This window comes from Ornithinimicrobium sufpigmenti (genome assembly GCF_004322775.1).
In the GTDB taxonomy this organism is placed as follows: Bacteria; Actinomycetota; Actinomycetes; order Actinomycetales; family Dermatophilaceae; genus Ornithinicoccus; species Ornithinicoccus sufpigmenti.
In genome coordinates, this window is sequence record NZ_CP036403.1 from 531,424 (window position 1) to 555,010 (window position 23,587).

The following is a 23,587-nucleotide window of genomic DNA, read 5'->3' on the forward strand; positions in this document are numbered from 1 at the left end:
CGCTTCACAGGCGGGACGGCCTCAGGCGAGCACCAGCCCGACGGTGAGGGCGACGGCATACCCGAGCTGCAGGACCCCGGTCTGGACGAGCGCGGGGATGAGCCGCCGCCCGGCGGCCCCGCGGAGCACGACGCGCACGGGGCGGATCGCCAGGGGCAGGGCGACGAGGCCGACGAGCGCGGTCGGGTGCGCGATGGCGGCGAGGCCGACCGCGAGGAACGCTACGACGACCAGGGCGACGTAGAGCAGCCGGGTACGGTGGTCGCCGAGCCGCACCGCGAGGGTGCGCTTGCCGGCGGCCTCGTCGGTCCGCAGGTCGCGCAGGTTGTTGGTGACGAGGATCGCGCAGGCGAGGGCGCCGCAGCCGATGGCTCCGCCGACGGCGCCGAGGGTGAGCGCCTGGGCCTGGGTCCAGGTGGTGCCCAGGACGGCGAAGAGCCCGAAGAAGAGGAAGACCATCACCTCGCCCAGGCCGCGGTAGCCGTAGGGGTTCTTGCCGCCGGTGTAGTGCCAGGCGGCCCACAGCGCGGCGATCCCGACCAGCATCAGCCACCAGGCGTTCGACAGCGCGACCAGGGCCAGACCGGCCACCGAGGCGGCGAAGAAGCAGGCGAAGGCGGCGGCCTTGACGTTGGCCGGGTCCGCGAGGCGCTGACCGACCAGGCGCACGGGTCCGACCCGGTCCTCGTCAGTGCCGCGGATGCCGTCGGAGTAGTCGTTGGCGTAGTTGACGCCGACCTGGAAGCCGAGCGCGACGAGCAGGGCCAGAAGCCCCAGCCCGAGGTTGGCGTTGCCCGCGGCGTGCGCGGCGGCGGTGCCCACCAGGACGGGGGCGATGGCTGCGGGGAGCGTGCGCGGACGCGCCCCCTCGGTCCACTGGGCGAGGGTAGCCATGGGTTGCGGTCAGAGGCCTCTCAGGAAGTCAGGGTCGTCGTCCGGACCGAGGGGGCCCCTGGGGCCGCCCTGGTCGCGACCGCCGAAGAGCACGTCGAGGATGCTCGTGGGGCGTCCGGCGATGAGCCAGGCGAGGCCACCGACGAGCGGGAAGAGCAGCACCAGCACGATCCACAGGATCTTCGGCAGCCCGCGCACCTGGTGCTCATCCGACTGCACGGCGTCGACGACGCAGTAGACGGTGAAGACCAGCAACGCGACGGCGGCCAGCACGCGGATCACGAGGTGCCCCCTTCAGGTGGGTGAAGGACCATTCTGCCACCGCGAGGGCTAGATCAACGATCGGGACAGCAGGCCCCTGATGTGCTGCAGGTCCGGCTTGCCCGACGGCAGGAGGGGTATGCCGTCACGCACCACCACCCGTCGCGGCAGGGCATGGTCGGGCAGGGCATGGGGCGGGAGGGCGCGGCGGAGCCTCTCGCGCCAGGCGTCAGTGCCCTCGGGGAGGTCGCGCGCCGCCGCGGGCACGACGAGCGCGGCCACCGCCTGGCCCCACTCGGCGTCGGGGACACCGAGGACGACCGCGTCGTCGACAAGGGAGAGGGCGCGCAGAGCCGCCTCCACCTCGCGGGGCTCGACCTTGTGCCCGCCGGTGATGATCACGTCGTCCACGCGGCCCAGGATCCGCAGCCGCCCGTCGGCGTCGACCTCACCGCGGTCGTCGGTGCGGAACCAGCGGGCGCCGGCGATCTCGGCGAAGCGTTCGCCCGTCCGCCCGACGTCGCGTCGACCGTCCGCCTGGACGTAGCCGTCGGCCAGCATCGGCCCGGACAGCAGCACCCGCTCGTCGTCGAGCCGCACCCGCAGCCCAGCGAGGGGGCGGCCGTCGTAGACGCAGCCGCCGCAGGTCTCGCTCATCCCGTAGGTGGTCACCACGCGGACACCCGCATCCCGGGCGCGCGTGAGCAGGCCGGGGTCGGCCGCCGCACCGCCGAGGAGGATCGCGTCCAGCGTCGCCGCCGCCCGGGTGCCTTCCTCGTCCGCCAGGAGCCGGTGCAGCTGCGTCGGCACCAGCGAGGCGTAACGGGGACCGTCCCCCTCCTGCACCAGCTGCCCGAGCGCCGCGGCGAAGGCGGCGGCGGTGAACGGCATACCGGGGGAGAGGGCGACCGGGACGGTGCCGGCCAGGACCGAGCGGGCGAGCACCTGCAGCCCGGCCACGTGGTGCGTGGGCAGGGCGAGCAGCCACCGGCCATGACCGCCGAGGAGGTCGGCCGTCGCCTCGCCGCTGGCTCGGAGCGCGGCGCCAGTCAGCCGGACGCGCTTCGGGTCGCCGGAGGAGCCGGAGGTCGCCACCACCACGGCCTCGTCCGGTGCCTCGAGCAGGATGCGCCGTAGCCGAGGAGACAGCTGCGCCCAGGTCGCGCCCTCGGGCACGTGCAGGTCGGTCACGCTGGAGACCGGGTTACTCGGTGGCCAGGTAGGCGTCGAGGTCGACGTACCACTCGTCGTCGATGCGCTTGAGGGTGATCGTCGAGTCGCCCATGGCCTCGGCGAACAGCGGCGAGTAGTTGTCGCGCCCGACGACGGCGGTGTCGCCCTCGACGTCGGCGCCGCGGATCTGCATGGACTCCAGCACCGCGATGCCGTCCTCGCCCAGCCCCTGCGCCTCCACGGTCGCCTCCATGGTGGCGGGCAGCTGGGTCCGGCACAGCTCGAGGTCGGAGGGGACTGCGACCATCGGCCGCTCCGGGTCGCTGAAGGAGAGCAGCAGCTCGCAGGCCTCGGGGTCCGCTGTCACCAGCGCCATGAGGAACTCCTTGGCGCGGGCGGCAGCCGCCTGCCCGTCCTCACCGCCCATCACCGAGTCGCCGCCGGGGGCCTGCGTGGCCTCAGCGTCGTCGGTGACGGCGGCATCGTCCACCGGCGCGGTGGTGGCGTCGTCGTTGTCGGGGGTGTCATCGGGGGCGTTGTCGGGGCTGTCGTCGGGTGCGGGCCCGCCGGTCTGGGTTGCGGCAGGTGCGACCGCCTCGTCCGTGGCAGCCTCACCCGTGGCAGCGTCGTCAGCGGCGTCACCATTGCACGCCGCCAGGAGCAGCGCTGCGCTGGCGACCACGGCTGTCAGGGTGCGTCGCATCGGTGGTACCTCCCCGTTCGGCTGGCGACCTGCGTAGGCCTCAGTGTGGCACGCGGTATGTCGCGCCGCCCCGCGCGCTGAGGCGCTCGCCCGGCCTCTGCACAACCTTGCCCCCAGGTTGTGCTGAGGGATCACCGTCGGGTGCCTCGCTTCCTCGACACAAGGTGGGGGCAAGGTTGTGCGCGTTCGCGGGAAGGCGTGACAGGGGTCAGAAGGGCCCGGAGTGGCCGCTGAACTGGCACAGCGAGCCCGGTGGAACGGGACAAAGCGTGTCGCCGGTCGGGGGCAGAGCGTGTCGCCGGTCAGAAGTACCACGGGAACGGTGACCAGTCCGGCTCCCGCTTCTCCAGGAAGGCCTCCTTGCCCTCCACCGCCTCGTCGGTCATGTAGGCCAGCCGCGTCGCTTCCCCGGCGAAGACCTGCTGGCCCACCATCCCGTCGTCGGCGAGGTTGAAGGCGAACTTCAGCATCCGCTGGGCGGTCGGTGACTTGCCGAGGATCTCCCGGGCCACCTGCACCGCCTCGGTCTCCAGCTCTGCGTGGTCAGCGACGATGTTCACCGCGCCCATCCGGTGCATGGCCTCGGCGTCGTAGGCGCGACCCAGGAAGAAGATCTCCCGCGCGAACTTCTGCCCCACCATCTTGGCCAGGTAGGCCGAGCCGTAGCCCCCGTCGAAGCTGCCCACGTCGGCATCGGTCTGCTTGAACCGGGCGTGCTGCCGGGAGGCGATCGTCAAGTCGCAGATCACGTGCAGCGAGTGGCCACCGCCGGCCGCCCAGCCACCGACGACCGCGATGACGACCTTGGGCATGGTGCGGATCAGCCGCTGCACCTCCAGGATGTGCAGGCGTCCGCCCTCCGCCTTGACCCTGGCCTCGTCGACGCCCGAGGCGGTGACGTCGTCGGTGTCATCGCTGGCGTACTGGTAGCCGCTGCGACCCCGGATCCGCTGGTCCCCGCCCGAGCAGAAGGCCCAGCCGCCGTCCTTGGGGGAAGGGCCGTTGCCGGTGAGCAGCACCACCCCCACGTCGGGGCTCATCCGGGCGTGGTCCAGCGTCCGGTACAGCTCGTCGACCGTGTGCGGCCGGAAAGCGTTGCGCACCTCCGGGCGGTCGAAGGCGATCCGGACGCAGCCGAGCTCCACGTGCCGGTGGTAGGTGATGTCGGAGAGCTGTGAGAAACCCTCGACCTCCTGCCACTGGGCGGGGTCGAACGGGTTGGCGTCGGGCTGGGTCTGGGTCACGCCGACAGACTAGATCCTGCACGTCAGGGACGGTCCCCAGCCCGGCGTGGAGGGTGGCCGCAGCAGTCACACCGGGGCTAGGCTGCCGGGCAGTTCGCACTATCGAAGGGGATACCGTGACCACTCCGACCGGATCGAGCCCGGAGGGGCAGCAGGGACAGGGGTACCAGGGGCAGGCCTCCGTGCCGCCGGGGCAGCAGCCGCGGGCCGGCCAGACCCAGACGGGCCCGACGCAGCCCGGGCCAGCAGGTCAGGCCGGCTCCGCGACCAGCACGGCCAGCACCACCACCAGCCCGACGACCAGCACCCGGGACGTGGTGCGCATCGTGCTGCACGTCCTGGCGCTGATCCTGGTGGTGCTCGGCATCTCCCTGGACCTCGACGACGGAGGCGGTGGCTTGTGGGGCGACACCTGGACCTGGGCCGGGTTCGCGACCCTGATGGCTCTCGCGCAGGTCGCGGCGCTCCTGCCCCGGTCTGCCGCCTCGGGGGCCGGGTGGACGATCGGCGCGGTGGGCGCCGGTGGGCTGCTGCTCTTCTGGACCCTGCTCATGTTGCCGATGATCAGCACCAACATGGCCTTCCTGGTCACCCTCGGCACGGCGTGCGCCGTCGCCGGCGTGCTGCTCAGCCCCGACCGCAGGGTCTGAGGTGGTCTCCCGCCTGGTGCGCGGCCAGCCCTTGGTGCTTGCGGCTGGCCTACTGGTCGCGCTGGCGCTCGGTCTGCCGTGGGCGATCTCCTCACGCACCTACGTCCCGGGCTGGATCACGCCGTCCTTCTGCTATCCCGCATCCGACGGCACGATCTCGTGCAGTCCCAGCTTCATCTCCCCCGCGCTGAGCTACGGCTCGGCGGCGCAGAGCGGCGCGTCCTCGGTGGCCAGGGTCTTCCTGGTGGCCGCCCTCATCCTGATCATCATCAGCCGGGTCACAGAGCAGACGAGATGGCTGGGCTACGCCGCCGCGGGCCTGGCGCTGTCCGTGTTCCTCGCTGGCCTGACCATGCAGGGTGGGCAGCTGGCGGCGCTGGCGGCCGCGGCGCTGCTGGCCTACGCGGCGTTCACTGGTCGCGGCTGGACAGCACGCAGAACTCATTTCCCTCCGGGTCGGCCAGCACCGTCCACGTGACCTCCGCCGCGTCCTGACCGACGTCGATCCTGGACGCACCCAGGTCCAGCAGCCGCTGGATCTCGGCGTCGCGGTCCTGGGAGACGTGTGGCGCAAGGTCGATGTGCAGCCGGTTCTTCACCTGCTTGCCCTCGGGGACGGGGACGAAGACCAGCCCCTGGCCCCGGCGCATCCACGTCTCCAGGTCGGCCACCCTCCCCTCGCCCTCCAGCGCGTGCCGGGGGACCACCACAGCCTCCTCCGGGGTGTCGAAGACGACCACCCAGTCCAGCGCCTCCGCCCACCACCTCGCCTGGGCCTGGGGGTCGCGGCAGTCGACGACGATCGTGTACCACTTCAGTGCCATCTGCCCAGGGTGCACCCCCGAGGAGGTGTCGTGCGGGGAACGGGCGGGGTCGCGGACGGAAGGTGTCCGCGACCTGCACCGGCCGCGCCGCATACCCTGATGCCGTGCCTGACCTGCCCGCTGCCATGGACGTGCCCGAGCCGCCCGGACTGCCGGATCTGCCGGAGCTGCTGGCGGGCGCGCACGTGGTGGCGCTGCCGATGCGGGTGCGCTTCCGCGGCGTGGACGTGCGGGAGGCGGTGCTCCTGCGGGGGCCGCGGGGCTGGGCGGAGTGGGCGCCGTTCCCGGAGTATGACGATCGAGACGCCGCGCGCTGGCTCGCCGCTGCCCTCGAGCTGGGGTGGGGCGAGCTGCCGAAGCCGGTGCGGGGGCAGGTGGGCGTGAACGCCACGGTCCCCGCGGTTGCCGCGGCGCAGGTGGAGGGTGTCCTGGCCCGCTACGACCGGTGCCGGACCGCCAAGGTGAAGGTGGCCGAGCGGGGTCAGACGCTGGCCGACGACGTGGAGCGGGTCACGGAGGTGCGGCGGCTGCTCGGTCCGGACGCGCGGGTCCGGGTCGACGCCAACGGTGCCTGGTCCGTGGACGCGGCGCGTGATGCGCTCAGCGCGCTGGCGCCGCTCGGGCTGGAGTATGCCGAGCAACCCTGCGCCACCGTCGAGGAGCTGGCAGCTCTGCGTCTGGCCCTGGCCCGCGCCGGGGTGGACGTGCCGATCGCCGCCGACGAGTCGATCCGGCGGGCCGAGGACCCGCTGCGGGTCGCGCGGGAGGGTGCGGCGGACCTTGTGGTGGTCAAGGTCGCACCCCTGGGCGGCGTGCGCCGCGCCCTGGAGATCGTCGCCGACGCCGGCCTGCCGGCGGTGGTGTCCTCGGCCCTGGACACTTCCGTGGGGCTCGCGGGCGGGGTCCGGCTCGCAGCGGCGCTGCCGCAGCTCGACCACGACTGCGGTCTGGGGACGGCGGCGCTGCTCGCGGCTGACGTCGTGCCGGAGCCGCTCGTGCCCCACGCCGGGTCCCTGACCACCACCCGCGCGGACGCGGCACGGTCCGCCGTCGACCCGGCGCTGCTCGCCGCATACTCCGCACCCTCTGAACGCGTCACCTGGTGGCGACAGCGGCTGGCCCGGGCCCACGCACTCCTCTAGGACTATCCGGCGAGGACTATCGGGCGCGGAGCCGCGCACTCCTCCGGCGCAGAAGTTTTACCTCGCCGAAACGGACGCAACGCAGCCGAAACACTGACGCGTCGTCTGCCGTAACACCGGCCCCCTTGACTGCAGGGACGCAACATTGCGCATCCCAGGAGGTAGTCGGATGGAACTCACTGCAGGTGACGTCTGGGTCATGGTTTCGGCGGCGCTGGTGCTGCTGATGACACCCGGTCTGGCGTTCTTCTACGGCGGTCTCGCCAGGGCCAAGGCCGCCCTCAACATGATCATGATGAGCTTCGTGGCCGTCGGTGTCGTGGGCGTCGTCTGGGTGCTGTGGGGCTACGGCATGACCTCCGGCCCGGCGCTGCTCGGCGGGCTGGTGGGCAACCCGGCCAGCGACCTCGGCCTCAGCGGCCATGTCGGCAGCGCAGACCTCATCGGGATCGGCTACGGCGCCACCTTCGCGATCATCACCGTCGCGCTGATCTCGGGGGCGGTCGCTGACCGGACACGGTTCGGGCCCTGGACGCTGTTCGTGGCGATCTGGGCCACGCTCGTCTACTGCCCGCTGGCCTTCATGGTCTGGGGCGGCGGTCTGCTCTCGGCGGAGGGGGCCGTCGGCCGGGTGTTCGGCGAGGCCATCGACTTCGCTGGCGGCACGGTGGTGCACATCAACGCCGGGCTGGCCGCGCTCGTGCTGGTCTACATCATCGGCAGCCGGGCCGACTTCGGGAAGGCCAAGGGCTACCACCGTCCGCACAACGTCCCGCTGGTGATGATGGGCACGGCGATGCTCTGGTTCGGCTGGTTCGGCTTCAACGGCGGCGCGGCCGGCTCGGCCGAGGAGGCGGGCCTGATCTGGGTCAACACGCTGGCCGCCCCGGCCGCGGCGATGCTGGCCTGGCTGCTGGTCGAGCGGCTGCGCGACGGCCGCCCCACCTCGGTCGGCGCTGCCTCCGGCGTCGTCGCCGGCCTCGTCGCGATCACCCCGGCGTGTGCCAACGTCTCCCCGCTCGGGGCGCTGGCCATCGGGCTCCTCGCCGGCATCGGGTCCTGCCTGGCCGTGGGATGGAAGTACCGGTTCGGGTATGACGACGCGCTCGACGTGGTGGGCGTGCACCTGGTCGCGGGTGTCATCGGCACGGTTGCCCTCGGCTTCCTCGCCCTGCCGGTCGAGGGTGAGGGTGGCGGGCTCCTCTACGGCGGCGGCGTCGGTCAGCTCGTCGCACAGCTGGCGGCGACCGTGTTCACACTCATCTTCACCGGGGTGCTGACCGCGCTGATCGGCCTGGCCATCGCCCGGACGATCGGGTTCCGGGTCAGCCCGGAGGACGAGGCCCTCGGCGTGGATCGCTCGGAGCACAGCGAGTCGGCCTACCACTTCGACCCGGAGCGGGAGCCGACTGTCTCCGCCTGAGTGGCTGCCGCGTCCTTGAGGGTGGCTGCCTGAATCCTCGAGCGTCTGGCGCGCATCCCTCGAGCGGCCGCCCCGCGTGTCCCTGTGGCGCGGGGCGGCTGCTCCGTCACCTGGACCACCACGCTGTCCCGGGTCTACCGCACCCGGGTGCATGACTACCGGGAGCTGGTCACCCTCATGGTCGACGCCCTCGACCGCGTCGCCACCGTGCCGGAGTACGACGTGGCCGACCAGATCAACCGCGAGGTCTTCCAGGCCCTGTGCTACCGGGGCGCCGGGGAGCGGTTGAACGAGGGAGATGACGACACCTACGACGAGGCGCACCTGACCCGGTTCGGGGGCGACATCACCATCGGCCTGTCCCACCGCGACCCCCTCACCGGACGCCGTACCCCCGGACCCTCACCCGCCGCCCAGGACCGGGCCGACGCCGCAGCGGCACTCGCCCGCACCACCCCACCCAGCGCCGTGCCCGGCGATACCCGTGCAGGAGACTCACCCGGAGGCGACACCAGCTCCGGGGACGGCGTCGGTGACCGGGACAGGCCCCGCTACCCCGGCGGCCACCGGTGGGGACTCACCGACCGCCCCAACCGCCCCGAGCAGGACCGGCAGACACCCTGGAGCCAGCGCAGCGACGACGGCCCACCACCCTTCTGAGGCGCCCCGGGGCGGTTGGCGGATCTGCGAGTCAGTCAGCCAAGAGCTGCATCAGGATCCGACGCAGGTCCGCCCGGTCGTCAGGGGTTAGGGCGGACATCGCCTCCTCGGCGGCCGACCGTCGCCGGTCGCGGACCTCCGCGACTGCGTGTCGGCCGCTCTCGGTGAGGGTGAGCAGCACCGCACGTCGGTCGGTGGGGTCGGGGGAGCGCTCAACGAGCCCGGCAGCCTCCAGGGCGTCAGCGACCTCGGTGGCCGAACGGGGAGCTATCCCGAGGTGGTCCGCGAGGTGCGAGACGCGGACCCCCGCCGCATGGTCCCCTTCGGACCGTCGGCCAAACCGGGCCAGCGCGAGAAGCCCTCGCTCCTGGTGCGGAGAGAGCCCTTCCTCGCTCATCGCCTCGGCACCGAGCCGACGCCAACGCCGGGCCAGGCGTAGCAGCAGGTCGACCTCGGACAGCTCCGCGTCGGGCCGGGAGGGCTGCTGCTCATAGCGGGCCATCAGGTCAGCATAACGAGGTTCGGAAATAAAGAGGTAACCTCAGTAGTTATCTCTGCTGTCACAGCGTGGACCGGCCGTGGGAGGCCGGCATGAACGGAAGGAGAAGTGCATGACTGACTTCTCGACATACACCTCTGGACCCGGCGAGGGCCGCGACGGCGGTCGCGGGCCCGACCGTGGCGCCCCTCGTGGCGGCGGGGGACGTGGCGGCGACGCCGGCGCCCGGCCGGACCCTCGCGACCAGGCGCAGCTCGCCGCTCACCCGGTGAGCGGGCGCCGCATCCTGGCTCTCTTCGCCCCCCACCGCTGGTCCATCGCCACGGTGCTCGTCCTCATCGTGGCCAGCTCCGCCCTCGGTCTGGCCAGCCCGTTCCTCGTCAAGGAGATCGTCGACGTCGCGATCCCTGAGCAGGACGTGCGACTGCTGCTGGTGCTGGTGGGCACCATGGTCGCCGTCGCGGTGCTCTCTGCCGTGCTCGGTGTGCTGCAGACCTGGATCAGCACCACCACCGGGCAGCGGATCATGCACCGGCTGCGCACCGAGCTCTTCACGCACCTGCAGCGCCAGCCGTTGTCCTTCTTCACCCGCACCCGCTCCGGCGAGGTGCAGTCCCGCCTCACCCACGACGTGTCCGGCCTGCAGGGTGTGGTGACCTCCACGGCGACCTCGCTCGCCGGCAATGTGGCGACCGTCATCGGCACCCTCATCGCCATGGTGGCGCTCAGCCCGACGCTGGCTCTGCTCTCGCTGGTCGTCATCCCGCCGGCCGTGCTCGTCACCCGTTCGGTGGCGCGGCTGCGGCGCGACGCCACGGAGAAGCGGCAGCGCGCCCTCGCGGGTCTGCACGGCCAGGTCGAGGAGTCGCTGTCGGTCAGCGGTGTCCGCCTGAGCAAGACCCTTGGAGCGGGTGAGGCGCTGCAGCAGCGCTTCCACACCACCAGCGCCGGTCTGCTCGACCTGGAGGTGGCCGCACAGATCGCCGGCCGCTGGCGACAGGCCACGATGGGCATCGTGTTCGCGGTGGTCCCCGCTGCGCTCTACCTCGTCGCCGGCCTGCCGGTCACCGGTGCCGGCATCTCGATCGGCACCCTCGTCGCCTTCGTGGCTCTGCAGGCCGGGATCTTCCGACCGGTGATGGGGCTGATGTCGATCGGGGTGCAGGTGACCTCCTCGATGGCGCTGTTCAGCCGGATCTTCGAGTACCTCGACCTCCCGGTCGCGGTCGCGGAGCCGGAGCTGGCCCACGCACGTCACCTGGATCCGGCGACCGTGCGGGGCGAGCTGCGGCTGGAGGGCGTGACCTACGCCTACGGCGGTGCCGCCGGCGAGCGAGCCGACACGTCAGCCACCGTCCTGCGCGACATCGACCTGACCATCCCCGCCGGCTCGACGGTCGCCGTGGTGGGTCACACCGGGTCGGGAAAGAGCACGCTGGCCGCGCTGCTGGCCCGGCTCGACGACCCGACCCACGGACGCGTCACCCTCGACGGAACCGACCTGCGCGATCTGCCGTCCGCCGAGCGGGCGGCGATCGTGGGCGTGGTGTCCCAGGAGACCTACCTGCTGCACGCCACCATCCGGGAGAACCTGCGCTTCGCCCGCGCCGACGCCACCGACGCCGAGATCGAGCAGGCCGCGCGGGACGCGCAGATCCATGACCTCATCGCCGCCCTGCCGCACGGCTACGACACCGTCGTCGGCGCCCGCGGCCACCGCTTCTCCGGCGGCGAGCAACAGCGCCTGGCGCTGGCCCGCACCCTGATGCGCAACCCCCGAGTCCTGGTCCTCGACGAGGCCACCAGTGCGCTGGACACCCGCACGGAGGCCGCGGTCCAGGCCGCCCTGGAGCGCGTGGGGCGGGACCGCACCGTGGTCACCATCGCGCACCGGCTCTCCACGGTCCGGTATGCCGACCGGATCGTCGTGCTCGAGCAGGGGCGCATCGTCGAGCAGGGTAGCCACGAGGAGCTGCTCGCCCTGGGTGGTCGCTACGCCTCGCTCGTCGCCGCGGGCGACCGGGAGAGCCCCGGCGAGGTCGTGCTCGCCGCCTGAGGGACGGCCCGGTATGCCGTGCGGCTGACCACGTGCCAGACCACCAGCACGGCGGCGACCACCACCATGGTCGAGCGCAGCAGGCCGGTGCCGGGCGGGGCGTCGTAGGAGGCGTGGAACAACGAGAGCACGAAGAACTCGGTGATCGGCCATCCCACCGCCATGGCAAACCAGGCGAGCGCGAGCGGCCGGTCAGGGTGCAGCCAGCGGGGGCCCGGTCCGACGGCGGACCGGGCGAACAGGACCACGGCCACGCCCACCATGACGACTGGCGCGGCGAAGACCACCAGCGCGAACAGGGCGTCCAGCACGTGGGGCTCGGCGGGCCCGGGGGCCACGGTCCGGCCCACCCAGCTGAGAGTGTCTGCGCCGATCAGCGCGTAGGTCGGCCCGACCGTCAGGGCGACCACCCGCCAGCCCCGGGGCAGACTGCCCAGCAGCGCCAGGCACAGCAGGGCCCCGCCGAGCAGCAGCAGGCTGACGCCTTCCGGGTGGGCCAGCTCGGGCAGCCTCTCGGTCTCGTGCGCCTGCGCCACGACGCACTCGGCACTGTCGAAGTAGTCGGTGCAGGGCACCCATCGGCGTGCCCCCGCGACGAAGCCGTACCCGGCGCTGGCTGCCAGCAGTACCACCGTGCCGACCCGCGCCAGGCCCGTCAGCACTACTGCGCCGACGCGCGCCAGGGCCTCGAGCACGCGCATGCCGACCTCCCTCTCGTGAGAGTAGGAAAGCACGACGGGGCCGTCGTCGTCTACGGCCTGACGATGCTGCTCGGCAACGCATTAGCCCGGCTGACGCGAGCGCTATATCCTGGGTGGTCCCACCGTTTTCCCACCACCGCGACGATCACGAGGTGCACCGTGCCCACCGGCAAGGTCAGGTTCTACGACGAGGAGAAGGGCTTCGGCTTCTTGTCCAGCGACGAGGGCGACGACGTCTTCGTCCCGCGCTCGGCGCTGCCCTCGGGCGAGACCGCACTCAAGCGCGGCACCCGGGTCGAGTTCGACATCGTGGCGGGCAAGCGCGGTGACCAGGCCCTGCACGTACGGCTGCTGGAGCCGGCCCCCTCCGTGTCCCGCGGCCTGACGCTGCGCGACCGCAAGCCCGCCGAGGACATGGTGGTCGTCGTCGAGGACCTCATCGCCCTCCTTGACCAGGCCTCCACCAGCCTCCGGCGGGGCCACTACCCCGACCGGCAGCTCGGCTCGGCCATGGGCAAGGCGCTGCGGGCCGTCGCCGACCAGTTCGAGGCGGGGAAGTAAGCAGATGGCCACAGCCAGGACCGATGCCGTGCTGACCGCCGCCGTCGAGGTTGCGCGTGCGGCCGCGGAGGAGATTGCCGAGCCGGGGACGGTCGGCGACCACCTCGGCGCTGTCGTGGAGGACGACCGGGTGGTGACCCACTCCTTCGCCTGCACCGCCACGGCATACCCGGGCTGGCGGTGGTCCGTGACCCTCGCCCGGCCTCCGCGTGCCCGCAAGGCGACCGTCAACGAGGTGCACCTGCTGCCGGGGGAGGGAGCACTGCTCTCACCCGAGTGGGTGCCCTACGCCGAGCGACTTGCCCCCGGTGACGTCGGCCCGGGTGACCAGACGCCCTACGTCGAGGACGACCCGCGCCTGGAGGCGGGCTTCGAGGCCACCGGCGAGGAGGACGTCGACCAGGTGGCGCTCTGGGAGCTGGGCCTCGGCCGCGAGCGCGTGCTCTCCGCAGAGGGTCGGGACGCCGCGGCCACCCGCTGGATCGCCGAGCGCGGCCCCGAGAGCGAGCTGGCGCGCAAGGCGCCCAAGCCCTGCTCCACCTGCGGTTTCTTCGTGCCGATGTCCGGCGCCCTGCGCTCGGTCTTCGGCGTCTGCGCCAATGAGTGGTCACCGGCCGACGGCAGCGTGGTCGCCCTTTCCTTCGGGTGCGGCGCGCACAGCGAGGTCGACGTCGAGAGGGCCCCGGCCGAGCGGGTGGAGCCGCCGGTGCTGGACGACGACAACGACGTCATCTACGTCGAGCGCTGAGCCCTCGCCGGCTCACGCCCCGCTCACGCCTCTGAGGCGTTGCCCTTCCCGCGGCGCAGGTAGCCGTAGCCGACGGCGCCCAGCGCGATCCCGGCGACGGGCACCCAGACCCACCACGAACGGTCTCCGCTGCGCAGGGACGGCACGAGCAGCAGCACCGCCAGCGCCACGACCCAGGCGAGGATCCCCCAGCCGACGAGGGTGACGGTGCGCAGCGTGACCTCGGGCGGGCGGACCTCCGTGCCCGGCGTGTGCGTGCTCACGGGTCCACCTTACCGAGGGAAGCCGCCTCGGAGATCGTTAGCCCAGGTAATGAGTTAACCTCAGGGATTGTGTCCGCAGGTCGGCGGACCAGGAGCGAAAGGGGAGGGGCATGCCGCACCGGGAGACGGCCGAGCTGGCGCACGACCTGCGCATCGCCTGCATGCGCGTCGCACGTCGGGTGCGCTTCGACGCCGACAACACCATCGCGCCGCACCACTTCAGCGTGCTGGTCCGGCTGCAGCCGGAACCGCGCACGCTGGGGGAGCTCGCGGACATCGAGCAGGTCAGCCCGCCGAGCATGAGCAAGGCGGTCGGCCAGCTGGTCGAGCAGGGGTATGTCGAGCGCTCCGCCGACCCCGACGACGGGCGCCTCGTGCGGCTCTCGCTCACCGCCGAGGGGCGGGCCACCGTGGAGCGCGAGCGGGCCCACCGGGACGCCTGGATGACCGCCCGGCTGGAGGGCCTCGCCGAGGCCGACCGCGACCTGCTGCGTCGCGCCACCGACCTGCTCGAGGAGCTGGTGCGCCGGTGAGCGCCATGTTCTCCGCGCTGTCCGTGCGCAACTACCGCATCTACGCCACCGGCGCGATCATCTCCAACACCGGCACCTGGATGGGCCGCATCGCCCAGGACTGGGTGGTGCTCACCGAGCTCACCAACAACTCGGCGCAGGCGCTCGGCATCGTGACCGGCCTGCAGTTCCTGCCGATCCTGCTCGTCACCCCGATCGCGGGGGCGATCAGCGACAACTTCCCCAAGCGGAAGGTGATGCTGGTCAGCCAGTCGTTCATGGCCTTCTTCGCCCTGGTCATGGGCATCACGGTGCTCACCGGGCACATGGAGCTGTGGCACATGTACGTGCTGGCCTTCCTCTCTGGCACCGCCTCGGCCATCGACGCACCTGCCCGCCAGTCCTTCGTCTCCGAGATGGTGCCGAGGGACAAGCTGACCAACGCGGTCGGCCTGAACTCCGCGTCCTTCCACTCGGGCCGACTGATCGGCCCCGGCGTGGCCGGCCTGCTCATCGCCGCGGTCGGTACCGGCCCGACCCTGCTGATCAACTCCCTGACCTTCGTCGCGGTCATCGTCGCCCTGCTGGCGATGGACCCGACCCAGCTGGACACCCCGCCACGGGCCACCACACGGGGCGGCGTCCGCGAAGGCCTCGCCTACGTCCGGGGCAGACCGGACATCATGCTGATCCTGGTCATCGCGTTCATGCACGGGACCTTCGGGATGAACTTCCAGCTCTTCAACGCGCTGATGTCCACCGAGGTCTTCGGCAAGGGCGTGCAGGACTTCGGCGTCACCGGGTCCGTGATGGCGATCGGGTCCCTGGCCGGGGCGCTCATGGCCGCCCGCCGCGACCGGCCCCGGTGGCGTCTGCTGCTGGGCTCGCTCAGCCTGTTCTCGCTGACCACGCTGGCCCTGGCCTTCGCGCCCACCTTCACCGCATACACGATCCTGCTGATCCCCACCGGGCTGTTCGCCCTGACCGTGATGGTCAGCGCCAACGCCATGGTGCAGCTGTCGACCGACCAGCACGTCCGCGGCCGGGTGATGGCCCTCTACATGGCGGTCTTCATGGGCGGCACGCCGCTGGGCGCGCCCTTCCTGGGGTGGGTCGGTGACCAGTTCGGGGCCCGCTGGACCGTGCTCATCGCGACCGTGATGTGCGGGGCGACGGCGATTATGGTGATCATCTACCTGATGCGCCACGACCACATCCGGCTGCGGATCCGCCGCAGCTGGCGACGCCCGCTCGTCCTCCAGCGCGACGTCATCGAGCCCGTCCCCGAGAAGGTGAACTAGTTGAGCGCCCACACCCGCCGCGTCGTCGTCCTGCTGGCCCTGGCTGCCCTGATCCTGGTGCCGGTGCTGGCCACCCTCGGCTGAGCCATGACGTTCACCACACGACCCACGCTGACCGGCACCGTCGGCATGATCTCCAGCACTCACTGGCTGGCCTCGCAGGCGGGTATGCGGATGCTCGAGCTGGGCGGCAACGCCGCCGACGGTGCGGTCGCCGCGGGCTTCGTCCTGCAGGTCGTCGAACCGCACCTCAACGGCCCGGGCGGCGACGCGCCGATCATCGTCGCCTCCGCCGACGACCCGGAGCCCCGTGTGCTGTGCGGTCAGGGCCCCGCCCCGGCCGGAGCGACCCCCGAGCACTTCGCCTCGGTGGGGCTGGACCGGGTGCCCGGCAGCGGACCGCTCGCCACCGCGGTGCCCGGCGCCGTGCAGGCCTGGCTCGTGCTGCTGCGGGACCGGGGGACGCTGAGCGCCCGCACCGTGCTGGAGTCGGCGCTGCACTACGCCCGGCACGGTCACCCGCTGCTGGCGCAGGCCAGCGCCACCATCGACCGGGTCCGCGACCTCTTCGTCGAGGACTGGACCACCTCGGCCGACCAGTGGCTGGTCGACGGGTCCGCGCCCCAGCCCGGCACGCTCGTGCGCAACACCGCCTGGGCCGACACCCTGGAGCGGCTGCTCGCCGCCGAGGACGACGCCGTGCGGGACGGCGGCAACCGGGAGCAGGGGATCGACGCCATCCGCCGGGCCTGGTCGCACGGCTTCGTCGCCGAGGCGCTCGAGGCCTTCTCCCGGCGAGCCTTCCGGCACGGCGACGGGCCCGTGCTGCCCGGGGTGCTCACCGCGGAGGACGTCGCCGGTTTCGAGCCGACCTGGGAGCGGGCCGCCACGCTCGACTTCGCCGGGTACACGATCGCCAAGACCGACGTCTGGGGGCAGGGCCCAGCCCTGCTGCAGGTGCTGGGCATGGTCGAGGAGCTCGCCGGCGACCTCACCGTGGTCGGCGAGGACGAGCAGGCCGGCGTGGGGGCACCGGTGCCGCCCGTGGCCGACCCCTCGACCGTCGAGGGCGTGCACACCCTGGTCGAGGCCTGGAAGCTGGCGATGGCCGACCGGGAGGCCTGGCAGGGCGACAGCCTCGCGGACCCGGTCGGTGTCGCGGCACTCACCGACCGGGACTACCTGCGCCAGCGGGCCGGGCTCATCGGCGAGCAGGCCTCGCGCGAGCTCCGCCCCGGGTCGCCGGGTGGCCGGGAGCCACGGATCGCCGCGCAGGCCCTGGTGACCGAGGGGGCCGGCGCAGCCGACGCCACCTCCGGCGAGCCGACGGTGCGGCGGGACGGCGCCACCCGGGGCGACACCTGCCATGTCGACGTCGTCGACCGGTGGGGGATGCTCGTGTCGGCCACCCCCAGCGGGGGCTGGCTGCAGTCCAGCCCGTTCGTGCCAGAGCTCGGGCTGGCCCTGGGCAGCCGGCTGCAGATGATGTGGCTGGAGCAGGGCCTGGCCAGCTCGCTGGTCCCCGGGCGCCGACCCCGCACCACCTTGAGCCCGACGCTCGTGCTGCGCGACGGCATACCCGTCCTGGCCTGCGGCACCCCGGGCGGCGACCAGCAGGACCAGTGGCAGAGCGTCTTCCTGCTGCACCACCTCGTGGGCGGCCTGAGCCTGCAGGAGGCGATCGACGCGGCCGCCTTCCACACCACCAGCTTCCCGAGCAGCTTCCACCCGCGCGCCAGCGAGCCCGGGGTGATGGTGGCCGAGTCGCGGCTGGGCCAGGACGTCCTGGAGGAGCTGCGCGCCCGAGGGCACGAGGTGCTCGACGCCGGCCCGTGGAGCCTGGGCCGGCTCAGCGCGGTGGCCAGGGACCCCAGGACCGGTGTGCTCAGCGCGGCCGCCAACCCGCGGGGGATGCAGGGGTATGCGGTCGGACGCTAGCCCCGTCCATCGCCTACCGTGGTGCAGCGGAGACGCGCACGTGCCCACGTCGACGTCCGCCGCAGACATCCCGCAGGAGGATCGGTGCCCCGCAAGGTCAACCTCGCCACCCTGGCGATCAAGTACGGTCCCGTCGTCTACGCCCTCGCGCAGAGGTACGGTCCGGCCGTGGTCGAGCAGATCATGCGGCAGCGGGACCCCGCGCAACGGCTGATCCAGGACCGCCAGGCCCGGGTGCGCACCAACCCCCGCAAGCTCGCGCTGGCGCACGCGGACAGCGTGATCCAGGGCGCGGTGCAACAGGTCTTCCACTCCGGCCGGCCCTACTGGGTGGTGTTCTCCCGCGGCGAGCCCGTGGGCGTGCACCCGCACACCAACATCCCCTACGACACCCTGCTGCTCAACGCCGACCCCGCGCGCCGGATACGACCCGAGGAGCTGCGGCGCACGATCCACGTGCCCCGTCGCAAGAAGGGCTGAGCGTGGTGGCCGACCGGCTCGGGGCGGCCCGGGTGGACTACGACGGGGAGGGCCTGTCCGAGGACCGCTGTCCGGCTGCGCCCCTGCCCATCGTGCGTGCCTGGATCGAGGCGGCGGTCGCGCGGTCGGTCGCGCAGGGGGACGTGCCGGAGCCGACCGCCCTCTCGGTGGCCACCGTGGACGCCGACGGCGCGCCTGACGTGCGCACGGTGCTCCTGCGCAACCTCGACGAGCGTGGGCCCTGCTTCTTCGGCGGGCTGGACTCGGCCAAGGGTCGCCAGCTGGCCGCCCGGCCGCTCGCCGCAGTGTCGCTGACCTGGCCCTCGATGTACCGAGCGATCCGTATGCGAGGTGCCGTCGAGGAGCTGGACAGCGAGGAGGTCGAGGCCTACTTCCGGACCCGGCCGTGGGGGTCGCGGATCGGCGCGCACGCCTCGCGGCAGAGCGAGCGCCTCACCGACCGGTCGGTGCTGGAAGCCGCCTACGAGGAGTGCGCCCGGCGATGGCCCGACACCGGGTCCCCCGACGACGTCCCGCTGCCGTCGCGGTGGGGTGGCTGGCGGGTCGTCGCCGACCAGGTCGAGCTCTGGGCCGGGCGGCGCAGCCGGCTGCACGACCGGATCGTCTGGGACCGGGTCGCCCCGGGAGGACTGGACGAGCCGGCCGCCTGGCGCCGCTCACGCCGGTGGCCCTGACCGGCCCCGCCCGTAGGATGAGCGGTGTGAGCGAGCTGATCGACACCACCGAGATGTACCTCAAGACCGTCCTGGAGCTGGAGGAGGACGGCGTGGTGCCGATGCGGGCCCGGATCGCCGAGCGGCTGGGGCAGTCGGGCCCGACCGTCTCCCAGACGGTGGCCCGGATGGAGCGCGACGGGCTGCTGGAGCTGACCCGGGACCGCCGTCTGGAGCTCACCGAGGAGGGGCGGCTGGCGGCCGTGCGGGTCATGCGCAAGCACCGGCTGGCCGAGCGGCTGCTGGTCGACGTGATCGGCCTCGACCCGGCCTACGTGCACGAGGAGGCCTGCCGCTGGGAGCACGTCATGAGCGATGAGGTCGAGCAGAAGATCCTCGGCCTGCTCGAGGACGGCACCACCTCGCCCTACGGCAACCCGGTTCCCGGTCTCGACGAGCTCGGGCACCCGGCGGCGCCGCCGGCCCAGGGACGACCCAGCAGCGAGCTCGCCGCGCAGGGGGGCCGGCTGCAGGCGACGGTGACCCGGATCGGTGAGCCCGTGCAGGTCGACCCGGAGGTGCTCGGGCTGCTCCTGGAGTCCGGCGTGCGTCCGCGGGCTGCGGTCACGGTATGGGGCGAGGAGGGTCGGACGATCATCGAGCCGGCCAGTGGCGCGGCGGTCTCCCTGCCCCCCGACGTGGCCGCGCACGTCTTCTGCAGCTGACCTCCGGACGGCTTGCAGCAGGGCGTGTCGCCCTGTGAGATGGGTCACCCACAGGCTGGGAGTTTGGTCAAGCCGAAGCGCATCGTCGCAGGTCAGGTCGGCTGTGACCAGTGTGACGCTCACTCGTTGTGCACAGTTTCGTTATCGTTGCGTGACATTTGCCGGACCACGTGTGTATGGTCAATCTCGGCCTTCTCCCCTGGAAGACCTACCTGAGCACGCAACTGCCGAGTCCTGTCGGCGTGCCCGGGCAGAACAACTCACCACATACCCGTGACAGGAACGGGGGAACCACCTCTGGAGCCGTCCCGGCTCCTTGGGGCGAAGTGATCCGGCGCCCACCGGATCCAGAGGTTCTCCACCTCGAGCCCGACAGCTCACCCCGTAGGCGCTGGAGGAACACATGACCATGCGCATCACCGGCCGTCACCGGCGGCCCGGTCGTCTCAGCACGGCCACCAACAACCTGACCCGGTCGGCCGCGATCGCCGCGACGTCGACGGGTCTGCTCGCCGGCACCGCCGTGAGTGCCAGCGCGACCCCCGAGGTCGGCCAGGAGCCCGTCTCCCTGGTCCAGGAGCCGGCGACGGCCCCGACCGAGAGCCTGCAGCGGCTCATTGACGCCGGCCTGCTCACCGACCGGGCCGTGACCTTCGACAGCCCGGCCCGCGCCGTTGCCGCCCCGGACGACGTCGAGGGTGCCGACTTCGGCACCAGCGGCTTCACCGCCGTGACCCGGGTGGCGGAGCCCGCACCTGAGGCTGCCCCGGAGGCGGAGGCGCCCTCCGCGGCCGAGTCCCAGGCCGCTGCTGCGGTCGAGTCCCGGACCGAGACCTCCGCGAGCCGCGACAACGCCCGCACGGCCCCGGCACCGTCCACCCCGGCACCGTCCACCCCGGCTCCGGCCCCCCAGCCCGCTCCGGCTCCCGAGCCGGCCCCGGCTCCCGAGCCGGCCCCGGCTCCGGGCGGCGGTGGCGTCCTCGGTGTGGCCGCGGCCTACACCGGTTACCCCTACCTCCTGGGCGGCGCTAGCCCGTCGACCGGTTTCGACTGCTCTGGCTACACCTCCTTCGTGTTCGCCCAGGTGGGCATCTCGCTGCCGCGCACCGCGGCCGCCCAGCAGGCGTCGGCCACCCCGGTCAGCAGCCCGCAGCCCGGCGACCTGGTGTTCTTCGGCTACCCGGCCTACCACGTCGGCATCTACGCCGGCGGCGGCATGATGTACGACTCGGGTCGCCCCGGCATCCCGACGCAGTACCGCGCCGTGTTCTCCGGCGTGTCTGGCTACGGCCGGGTGCTCTGACCCGCCACCCCGCGCGCAAAGACACGCGAAGGCCCCCACCGCTTGCGGTGGGGGCCTTCGTCGTTCCTGGGGGGTTCAGCCGGCGCTGCGCGCCCGTCAGGAGAGCGCGGCCACGGCCGTGGCCTCGTCGCTCTCGTCGTTGAACTCGCCGAGGATCTGCTCGAGGATGTCCTCCATCGAGACCATCCCGACGACCCGGCCCTGCTCGTCCCGGACCAGGGCCAGCTGGCTGCGCTGCTGACGCAGGCTGGACACGGCGTCGATGAGGGTCATCGACTCGGGCAGCGAGCCGACCGGCTGGAGCAGGTCGCCCAGGGAGGCGTCACCTCTGCCTTGAGCGGTGGCCAGGATGGCCTCGCGCACGTGCACGATGCCGCGGATCCGCTGATGGCCGGACCGTCCCACCGGCTCCACGACGAAGAGCCGTGAGCGGCCGCTCTCCAGGCTGATCCGCTCCACGTCGGCCGCGGTGCTCGAGCGTGAGACGGTCACCGCCTCGCTCGTCGGGAACATCACGGAGGCGACGGTCTCCTCCGCCAGGCGGAGGGTGCCACTGAGGATCTGGTGGTCGGCATCCTCCAGCACGCCGTGCTCGTAGGACTGAGCCAGCAGCAGCTGCAGGTCCGCAGGGGTGTGGGCGTTGCCGAGGGTATCGACCGGGTCGACGCCACCGATGCGCAGCAGCACGTTGGCCAGGGTGTTCATCACCCACAGCAACGGCTTGACCAGGACGGTGAAGGCGCGGAAGGGGACGGCCAGGAGCATGGCCGAGGACTCCGGGTGGGAGATCGCCCACGACTTGGGCGCCATCTCGCCGACCACCATGTGCAGGAAGACCACGACCGTCACGGACACCGCCACGGCCACGGGGTAGGCGGCCTGCTCCGGCATACCGAGCTGCTGGAAGAGCGGGTCGAGCATGTACGCCACGGCAGGCTTGGCGATGGCGCCGAGCCCCAGGGTGCACAGGGTGATCCCCAGCTGCGCCCCGGCGAGCATGAGCGAGAGCTGGCGGGAGGCGTCGACCGCGACACGTGCGGAGCGGCTGCCCTCGGCGGCCCGCTCCTCGAGGCGGTGCCGCTTGGCGGCGACGATAGCGAACTCGGCGGCCACGAAGAAGCCGTTGAGGGCGAGGAGGACCAGGCTGACCAGGATCGCCATACCGGTGCTCATCGGACACCCTCCTCGGAGAGCTCGGACGGCTCGGACAGTGGTGCGGGCTGGGGCGCGGGGATCACCAGGCCGGCGTCAGGCGGGGAGAGCGCATCCCGGTCCTCCTCCGACAGGGTCGCCCACTCCTCCAGGGTGCGGGTGACCATCGGGTGCAGGGTGACGACGTCCGGGACGTGCCGATGGGTGCTCACGACGTCGATCCGGGTCTGGTGCGCGTACTCGTCGCCCTCACCGTCACGGCTGGTCCAGCGGACCACCACGCTGTCTCCCTCCTCCACGACGCGGCCGAGGTGCTCCAGCACCAGCCCGGAGAGGGTGTCGTAGTTCTCGTGCTCCGGCAGCTCGACCCCCGTCACCTCGGCGGCCTCGTCGATGCGCAGGCGGGCAGAGAGCTCCCAGGTGCCGTCGCTGCGGGCGGCGCTGGTGGCCTCGTCGTCCTCGTCCTCGTCCCAGATCTCCCCGACGACCTCCTCGGCGACGTCCTCGAAGGTGACGACGCCCGCGAAGCCGCCGTACTCGTCGACCACGACCGCCATCTGGGTGTGGCTCTCCCGCAGCGCCTCCAGCACCTTGGGGAGGGGGAGCGACTCGGGCAGGATGAGCGCCTCGTCCGCGATGTCCCGGACGGGGGCGTCCGCGCGGTCCGCCGGGTCGACCTCGAGCAGGTCGTGCAGGCCGACCACCCCGACGATGTCGTCGATGTCCCGGCCCACGACCGGGAAGCGCGAGTGACCGGACTCCATGGCCGCCAGGACCGTGGCCGCGGTCTCGTCGGCCTGGATGGTCTGCACCGAGGTCCGCGGCGTCATCACTTCCTCCGCGACCCGCTCGCGGAAGGCCAGCCCGCGGCCGAGCAGCAGCGACAGCTCCTCGTCCAGGGTCCCGCCGCTGTGCGACTCGGCGATGATGCGGGTCAGGTCCTCGGGGGTGGCGCCCTGGGGGAGCTCCTGCACGGGCTCGATGCCGACGGAGCGCAGCAGGGCGTTGGAGGCCTTGTCGAACAGGGTGATGATCGGGCCGAAGATGGTCAGGTAGAGCAGGGTGGTGCGGGACAGGGCCCGGGCCAGCGGGACCGGCATGGAGATCGCCCAGTTCTTGGGCGCCAGCTCACCGATGACCATCTGCAGCACGGTCGAGAACGCCAGGGTGCCGGCGGAGAACAGGCTGATCATCGCTGCGCGGGCCAGCGGGCCGGAGTCGGCATACTGCTCGGACAGCCCGTTGACGACCAGCTCCTCCCCGAGGAAGCCGACGAGGAGGGCGGTGACGGTGATGCCGAACTGTGCCCCGGAGAGGGTGAAGGAGAGCCGGGAGGTGACCTTCAGCGCGCGCTCGGCGGCAGCGTCACCCTGGGCGGCCAGCTGCTGCAGCTTGCCCCGGTCGACGCTGACGTAGGCGAACTCCTGGGCCACGAAGTAGCCGGTCATCAGGGTGAGGACGACGATGACCGTGACGCCGGTCGCGATCAGCACCGGCGGCCCCGACCACCGTGCGACGTCCCCCCGTGCAGCCGGGCACTGCCCGGCGAGGGACTGTCAGAGGGAGATTCAGAACTCGCAGTCATCCCACCATGGTAAACCGCGGTCCATGCGCTCCGCGGAGGTGACGGTCGGGGTATGCCGGGCGGCAGGTCGCCGTGGGCGACACGGTGGGCGTGCTGCGCGGGTCTGTCGGTGCGC

Annotated in this window: 26 protein-coding genes and 1 riboswitch; of the genes, 15 read left to right on the forward strand and 11 right to left on the reverse strand. The window is 72.4% G+C overall.

The features are described 5' to 3' along the window. Nucleotides 1–21: 21 nt before the first annotated feature. From ESZ52_RS02525 to ESZ52_RS02550, 5 genes are all read right to left on the reverse strand, one after another. Nucleotides 22–894, reverse strand: a complete 873-nt coding sequence (locus tag ESZ52_RS02525) for a 1,4-dihydroxy-2-naphthoate polyprenyltransferase (protein WP_131103550.1) — start codon at nucleotides 892–894, stop codon at nucleotides 22–24. A 9-nt stretch (nucleotides 895–903) separates the two neighbouring features. Beyond that, the gene (locus ESZ52_RS02530) at nucleotides 904–1,176 is read right to left on the reverse strand and encodes a PLD nuclease N-terminal domain-containing protein (RefSeq protein WP_131103551.1); all 273 of its coding nucleotides are present in this window, start codon (nucleotides 1,174–1,176) and stop codon (nucleotides 904–906) included. A 48-nt stretch (nucleotides 1,177–1,224) separates the two neighbouring features. Continuing rightward, a complete protein-coding gene (locus ESZ52_RS02535) occupies nucleotides 1,225–2,346 on the reverse strand; it encodes an AMP-binding protein (RefSeq protein WP_131103552.1) in 1,122 nt (373 codons plus the stop codon). 13 nt (nucleotides 2,347–2,359) lie between these two features. Then, nucleotides 2,360–3,031 (reverse strand): hypothetical protein, encoded by a 672-nt coding sequence (locus tag ESZ52_RS19085; protein ID WP_181009804.1) that lies wholly within the window; start codon nucleotides 3,029–3,031, stop codon nucleotides 2,360–2,362. 302 nt (nucleotides 3,032–3,333) lie between these two features. Then, on the reverse strand, nucleotides 3,334–4,275 hold the full coding sequence (locus ESZ52_RS02550) for a 1,4-dihydroxy-2-naphthoyl-CoA synthase (protein WP_131103555.1): 942 nt from the start codon (nucleotides 4,273–4,275) through the stop codon (nucleotides 3,334–3,336). A gap of 116 nt (nucleotides 4,276–4,391) precedes the next feature. On the opposite strand from ESZ52_RS02550, the gene ESZ52_RS02555 reads away from it, so the two are divergent. Beyond that, nucleotides 4,392–4,925: a hypothetical protein gene (locus ESZ52_RS02555; protein ID WP_131103556.1), complete on the forward strand. Its 534-nt coding sequence runs from the start codon at nucleotides 4,392–4,394 to the stop codon at nucleotides 4,923–4,925. A 1-nt stretch (nucleotide 4,926) separates the two neighbouring features. Further along, nucleotides 4,927–5,403: a hypothetical protein gene (locus tag ESZ52_RS02560; RefSeq protein ID WP_131103557.1), complete on the forward strand. Its 477-nt coding sequence runs from the start codon at nucleotides 4,927–4,929 to the stop codon at nucleotides 5,401–5,403. Here ESZ52_RS02560 and ESZ52_RS02565 read toward each other — a convergent pair. Beyond that, nucleotides 5,336–5,749, reverse strand: coding sequence for a VOC family protein (locus ESZ52_RS02565; protein WP_131103558.1), 414 nt, complete (start codon nucleotides 5,747–5,749; stop codon nucleotides 5,336–5,338). The genes ESZ52_RS02560 and ESZ52_RS02565 overlap by 68 nt on opposite strands. Nucleotides 5,750–5,874: 125 nt before the next feature. Here ESZ52_RS02565 and ESZ52_RS02570 point away from each other — a divergent pair, with 125 nt between their 5' ends. The 3 genes from ESZ52_RS02570 (at nucleotide 5,875) to ESZ52_RS02580 (ending at nucleotide 8,974) form a co-directional block, all read left to right on the forward strand. Beyond that, nucleotides 5,875–6,891, forward strand: a complete 1,017-nt coding sequence (locus ESZ52_RS02570; protein ID WP_131106382.1) for an o-succinylbenzoate synthase — start codon at nucleotides 5,875–5,877, stop codon at nucleotides 6,889–6,891. Nucleotides 6,892–7,060: 169 nt separating this feature from the next. Further along, nucleotides 7,061–8,314, forward strand: coding sequence for an ammonium transporter (locus ESZ52_RS02575; protein ID WP_131103559.1), 1,254 nt, complete (start codon nucleotides 7,061–7,063; stop codon nucleotides 8,312–8,314). Nucleotides 8,315–8,398: 84 nt separating this feature from the next. Then, a complete protein-coding gene (locus ESZ52_RS02580; protein WP_131103560.1) occupies nucleotides 8,399–8,974 on the forward strand; it encodes a hypothetical protein in 576 nt (191 codons plus the stop codon). Nucleotides 8,975–9,005: 31 nt separating this feature from the next. Here ESZ52_RS02580 and ESZ52_RS02585 read toward each other — a convergent pair whose 3' ends face one another. Continuing rightward, entirely contained in the window at nucleotides 9,006–9,476 is a 471-nt protein-coding gene (locus tag ESZ52_RS02585) for a MarR family winged helix-turn-helix transcriptional regulator (protein WP_131103561.1), read from the reverse strand. Between the two features lie 109 nt (nucleotides 9,477–9,585). Between ESZ52_RS02585 and ESZ52_RS02590 the strand changes: the two genes are divergently transcribed. After that, nucleotides 9,586–11,529: an ABC transporter ATP-binding protein gene (locus ESZ52_RS02590; RefSeq protein ID WP_131103562.1), complete on the forward strand. Its 1,944-nt coding sequence runs from the start codon at nucleotides 9,586–9,588 to the stop codon at nucleotides 11,527–11,529. Here the strand turns inward: ESZ52_RS02590 and ESZ52_RS02595 are convergent. Further along, a complete protein-coding gene (locus ESZ52_RS02595; protein ID WP_131103563.1) occupies nucleotides 11,466–12,230 on the reverse strand; it encodes a hypothetical protein in 765 nt (254 codons plus the stop codon). The genes ESZ52_RS02590 and ESZ52_RS02595 overlap by 64 nt on opposite strands. 159 nt (nucleotides 12,231–12,389) lie before the next feature. Between ESZ52_RS02595 and ESZ52_RS02600 the strand changes: the two genes are divergently transcribed. Then, a complete protein-coding gene (locus tag ESZ52_RS02600) occupies nucleotides 12,390–12,791 on the forward strand; it encodes a cold-shock protein (RefSeq protein WP_131103564.1) in 402 nt (133 codons plus the stop codon). Between the two features lie 4 nt (nucleotides 12,792–12,795). Beyond that, entirely contained in the window at nucleotides 12,796–13,539 is a 744-nt protein-coding gene (locus ESZ52_RS02605) for a DUF3027 domain-containing protein (RefSeq protein ID WP_131103565.1), read from the forward strand. Between the two features lie 23 nt (nucleotides 13,540–13,562). On the opposite strand, the gene ESZ52_RS02610 is transcribed toward ESZ52_RS02605, so the two are convergent. Continuing rightward, the gene (locus ESZ52_RS02610; protein WP_131103566.1) at nucleotides 13,563–13,802 is read right to left on the reverse strand and encodes a DUF2530 domain-containing protein; all 240 of its coding nucleotides are present in this window, start codon (nucleotides 13,800–13,802) and stop codon (nucleotides 13,563–13,565) included. Between the two features lie 110 nt (nucleotides 13,803–13,912). Here ESZ52_RS02610 and ESZ52_RS02615 point away from each other — a divergent pair, with 110 nt between their 5' ends. From ESZ52_RS02615 to ESZ52_RS02645, 7 genes are all read left to right on the forward strand, one after another. Then, complete coding sequence (locus ESZ52_RS02615; protein WP_131103567.1) at nucleotides 13,913–14,335, forward strand: MarR family winged helix-turn-helix transcriptional regulator; 423 nt, start codon at nucleotides 13,913–13,915, stop codon at nucleotides 14,333–14,335. A 5-nt stretch (nucleotides 14,336–14,340) separates the two neighbouring features. After that, a complete protein-coding gene (locus ESZ52_RS02620) occupies nucleotides 14,341–15,615 on the forward strand; it encodes an MFS transporter (protein ID WP_131106383.1) in 1,275 nt (424 codons plus the stop codon). Nucleotides 15,616–15,702: 87 nt separating this feature from the next. Next, nucleotides 15,703–17,553 (forward strand): gamma-glutamyltransferase family protein, encoded by a 1,851-nt coding sequence (locus ESZ52_RS02625; protein ID WP_131103568.1) that lies wholly within the window; start codon nucleotides 15,703–15,705, stop codon nucleotides 17,551–17,553. Nucleotides 17,554–17,637: 84 nt separating this feature from the next. Then, a complete protein-coding gene (locus ESZ52_RS02630; protein WP_131103569.1) occupies nucleotides 17,638–18,033 on the forward strand; it encodes a hypothetical protein in 396 nt (131 codons plus the stop codon). A 2-nt stretch (nucleotides 18,034–18,035) separates the two neighbouring features. Next, nucleotides 18,036–18,728 carry a pyridoxamine 5'-phosphate oxidase gene (gene pdxH, locus ESZ52_RS02635; RefSeq protein ID WP_131103570.1) on the forward strand — a complete coding sequence of 231 codons (693 nt, stop codon included), beginning with the start codon at nucleotides 18,036–18,038 and terminating at the stop codon, nucleotides 18,726–18,728. Nucleotides 18,729–18,754: 26 nt separating this feature from the next. Beyond that, on the forward strand, nucleotides 18,755–19,432 hold the full coding sequence (locus ESZ52_RS02640) for a metal-dependent transcriptional regulator (RefSeq protein WP_131103571.1): 678 nt from the start codon (nucleotides 18,755–18,757) through the stop codon (nucleotides 19,430–19,432). A 251-nt stretch (nucleotides 19,433–19,683) separates the two neighbouring features. Further along, nucleotides 19,684–19,838, forward strand: a riboswitch (cyclic di-AMP (ydaO/yuaA leader). Continuing rightward, nucleotides 19,836–20,735 (forward strand): C40 family peptidase, encoded by a 900-nt coding sequence (locus ESZ52_RS02645; protein WP_238154328.1) that lies wholly within the window; start codon nucleotides 19,836–19,838, stop codon nucleotides 20,733–20,735. It overlaps the preceding riboswitch by 3 nt. Before the next feature lie 96 nt (nucleotides 20,736–20,831). Here ESZ52_RS02645 and ESZ52_RS02650 read toward each other — a convergent pair whose 3' ends face one another. After that, on the reverse strand, nucleotides 20,832–21,908 hold the full coding sequence (locus ESZ52_RS02650) for a hemolysin family protein (RefSeq protein WP_131103572.1): 1,077 nt from the start codon (nucleotides 21,906–21,908) through the stop codon (nucleotides 20,832–20,834). Further along, complete coding sequence (locus ESZ52_RS02655; protein WP_131103573.1) at nucleotides 21,905–23,380, reverse strand: hemolysin family protein; 1,476 nt, start codon at nucleotides 23,378–23,380, stop codon at nucleotides 21,905–21,907. Before ESZ52_RS02655 ends, ESZ52_RS02650 begins: the two co-directional genes overlap by 4 nt. Nucleotides 23,381–23,587: the final 207 nt, after the last annotated feature.

Bases quoted from the DNA above. Each gene is read 5' to 3' on its own strand.
- ESZ52_RS02625 (WP_131103568.1), top strand. From the start codon at position 15,703: ATGACGTTCACCACACGACCCACGCTGACCGGCACCGTCGGCATGATC.
- ESZ52_RS02595 (WP_131103563.1), bottom strand. From the start codon at position 12,230: ATGCGCGTGCTCGAGGCCCTGGCGCGCGTCGGCGCAGTAGTGCTGACG.
- ESZ52_RS02645 (WP_238154328.1), top strand. From the start codon at position 19,836: ATGACCATGCGCATCACCGGCCGTCACCGGCGGCCCGGTCGTCTCAGC.
- ESZ52_RS02570 (WP_131106382.1), top strand. From the start codon at position 5,875: ATGGACGTGCCCGAGCCGCCCGGACTGCCGGATCTGCCGGAGCTGCTG.
- ESZ52_RS02615 (WP_131103567.1), top strand. From the start codon at position 13,913: ATGCCGCACCGGGAGACGGCCGAGCTGGCGCACGACCTGCGCATCGCC.
- ESZ52_RS02650 (WP_131103572.1), bottom strand. From the start codon at position 21,908: ATGAGCACCGGTATGGCGATCCTGGTCAGCCTGGTCCTCCTCGCCCTC.
- ESZ52_RS02605 (WP_131103565.1), top strand. From the start codon at position 12,796: ATGGCCACAGCCAGGACCGATGCCGTGCTGACCGCCGCCGTCGAGGTT.
- ESZ52_RS02575 (WP_131103559.1), top strand. From the start codon at position 7,061: ATGGAACTCACTGCAGGTGACGTCTGGGTCATGGTTTCGGCGGCGCTG.
- ESZ52_RS19085 (WP_181009804.1), bottom strand. From the start codon at position 3,031: ATGCGACGCACCCTGACAGCCGTGGTCGCCAGCGCAGCGCTGCTCCTG.
- ESZ52_RS02565 (WP_131103558.1), bottom strand. From the start codon at position 5,749: ATGGCACTGAAGTGGTACACGATCGTCGTCGACTGCCGCGACCCCCAG.
- ESZ52_RS02620 (WP_131106383.1), top strand. From the start codon at position 14,341: ATGTTCTCCGCGCTGTCCGTGCGCAACTACCGCATCTACGCCACCGGC.
- ESZ52_RS02585 (WP_131103561.1), bottom strand. From the start codon at position 9,476: ATGGCCCGCTATGAGCAGCAGCCCTCCCGGCCCGACGCGGAGCTGTCC.
- ESZ52_RS02590 (WP_131103562.1), top strand. From the start codon at position 9,586: ATGACTGACTTCTCGACATACACCTCTGGACCCGGCGAGGGCCGCGAC.
- ESZ52_RS02525 (WP_131103550.1), bottom strand. From the start codon at position 894: ATGGCTACCCTCGCCCAGTGGACCGAGGGGGCGCGTCCGCGCACGCTC.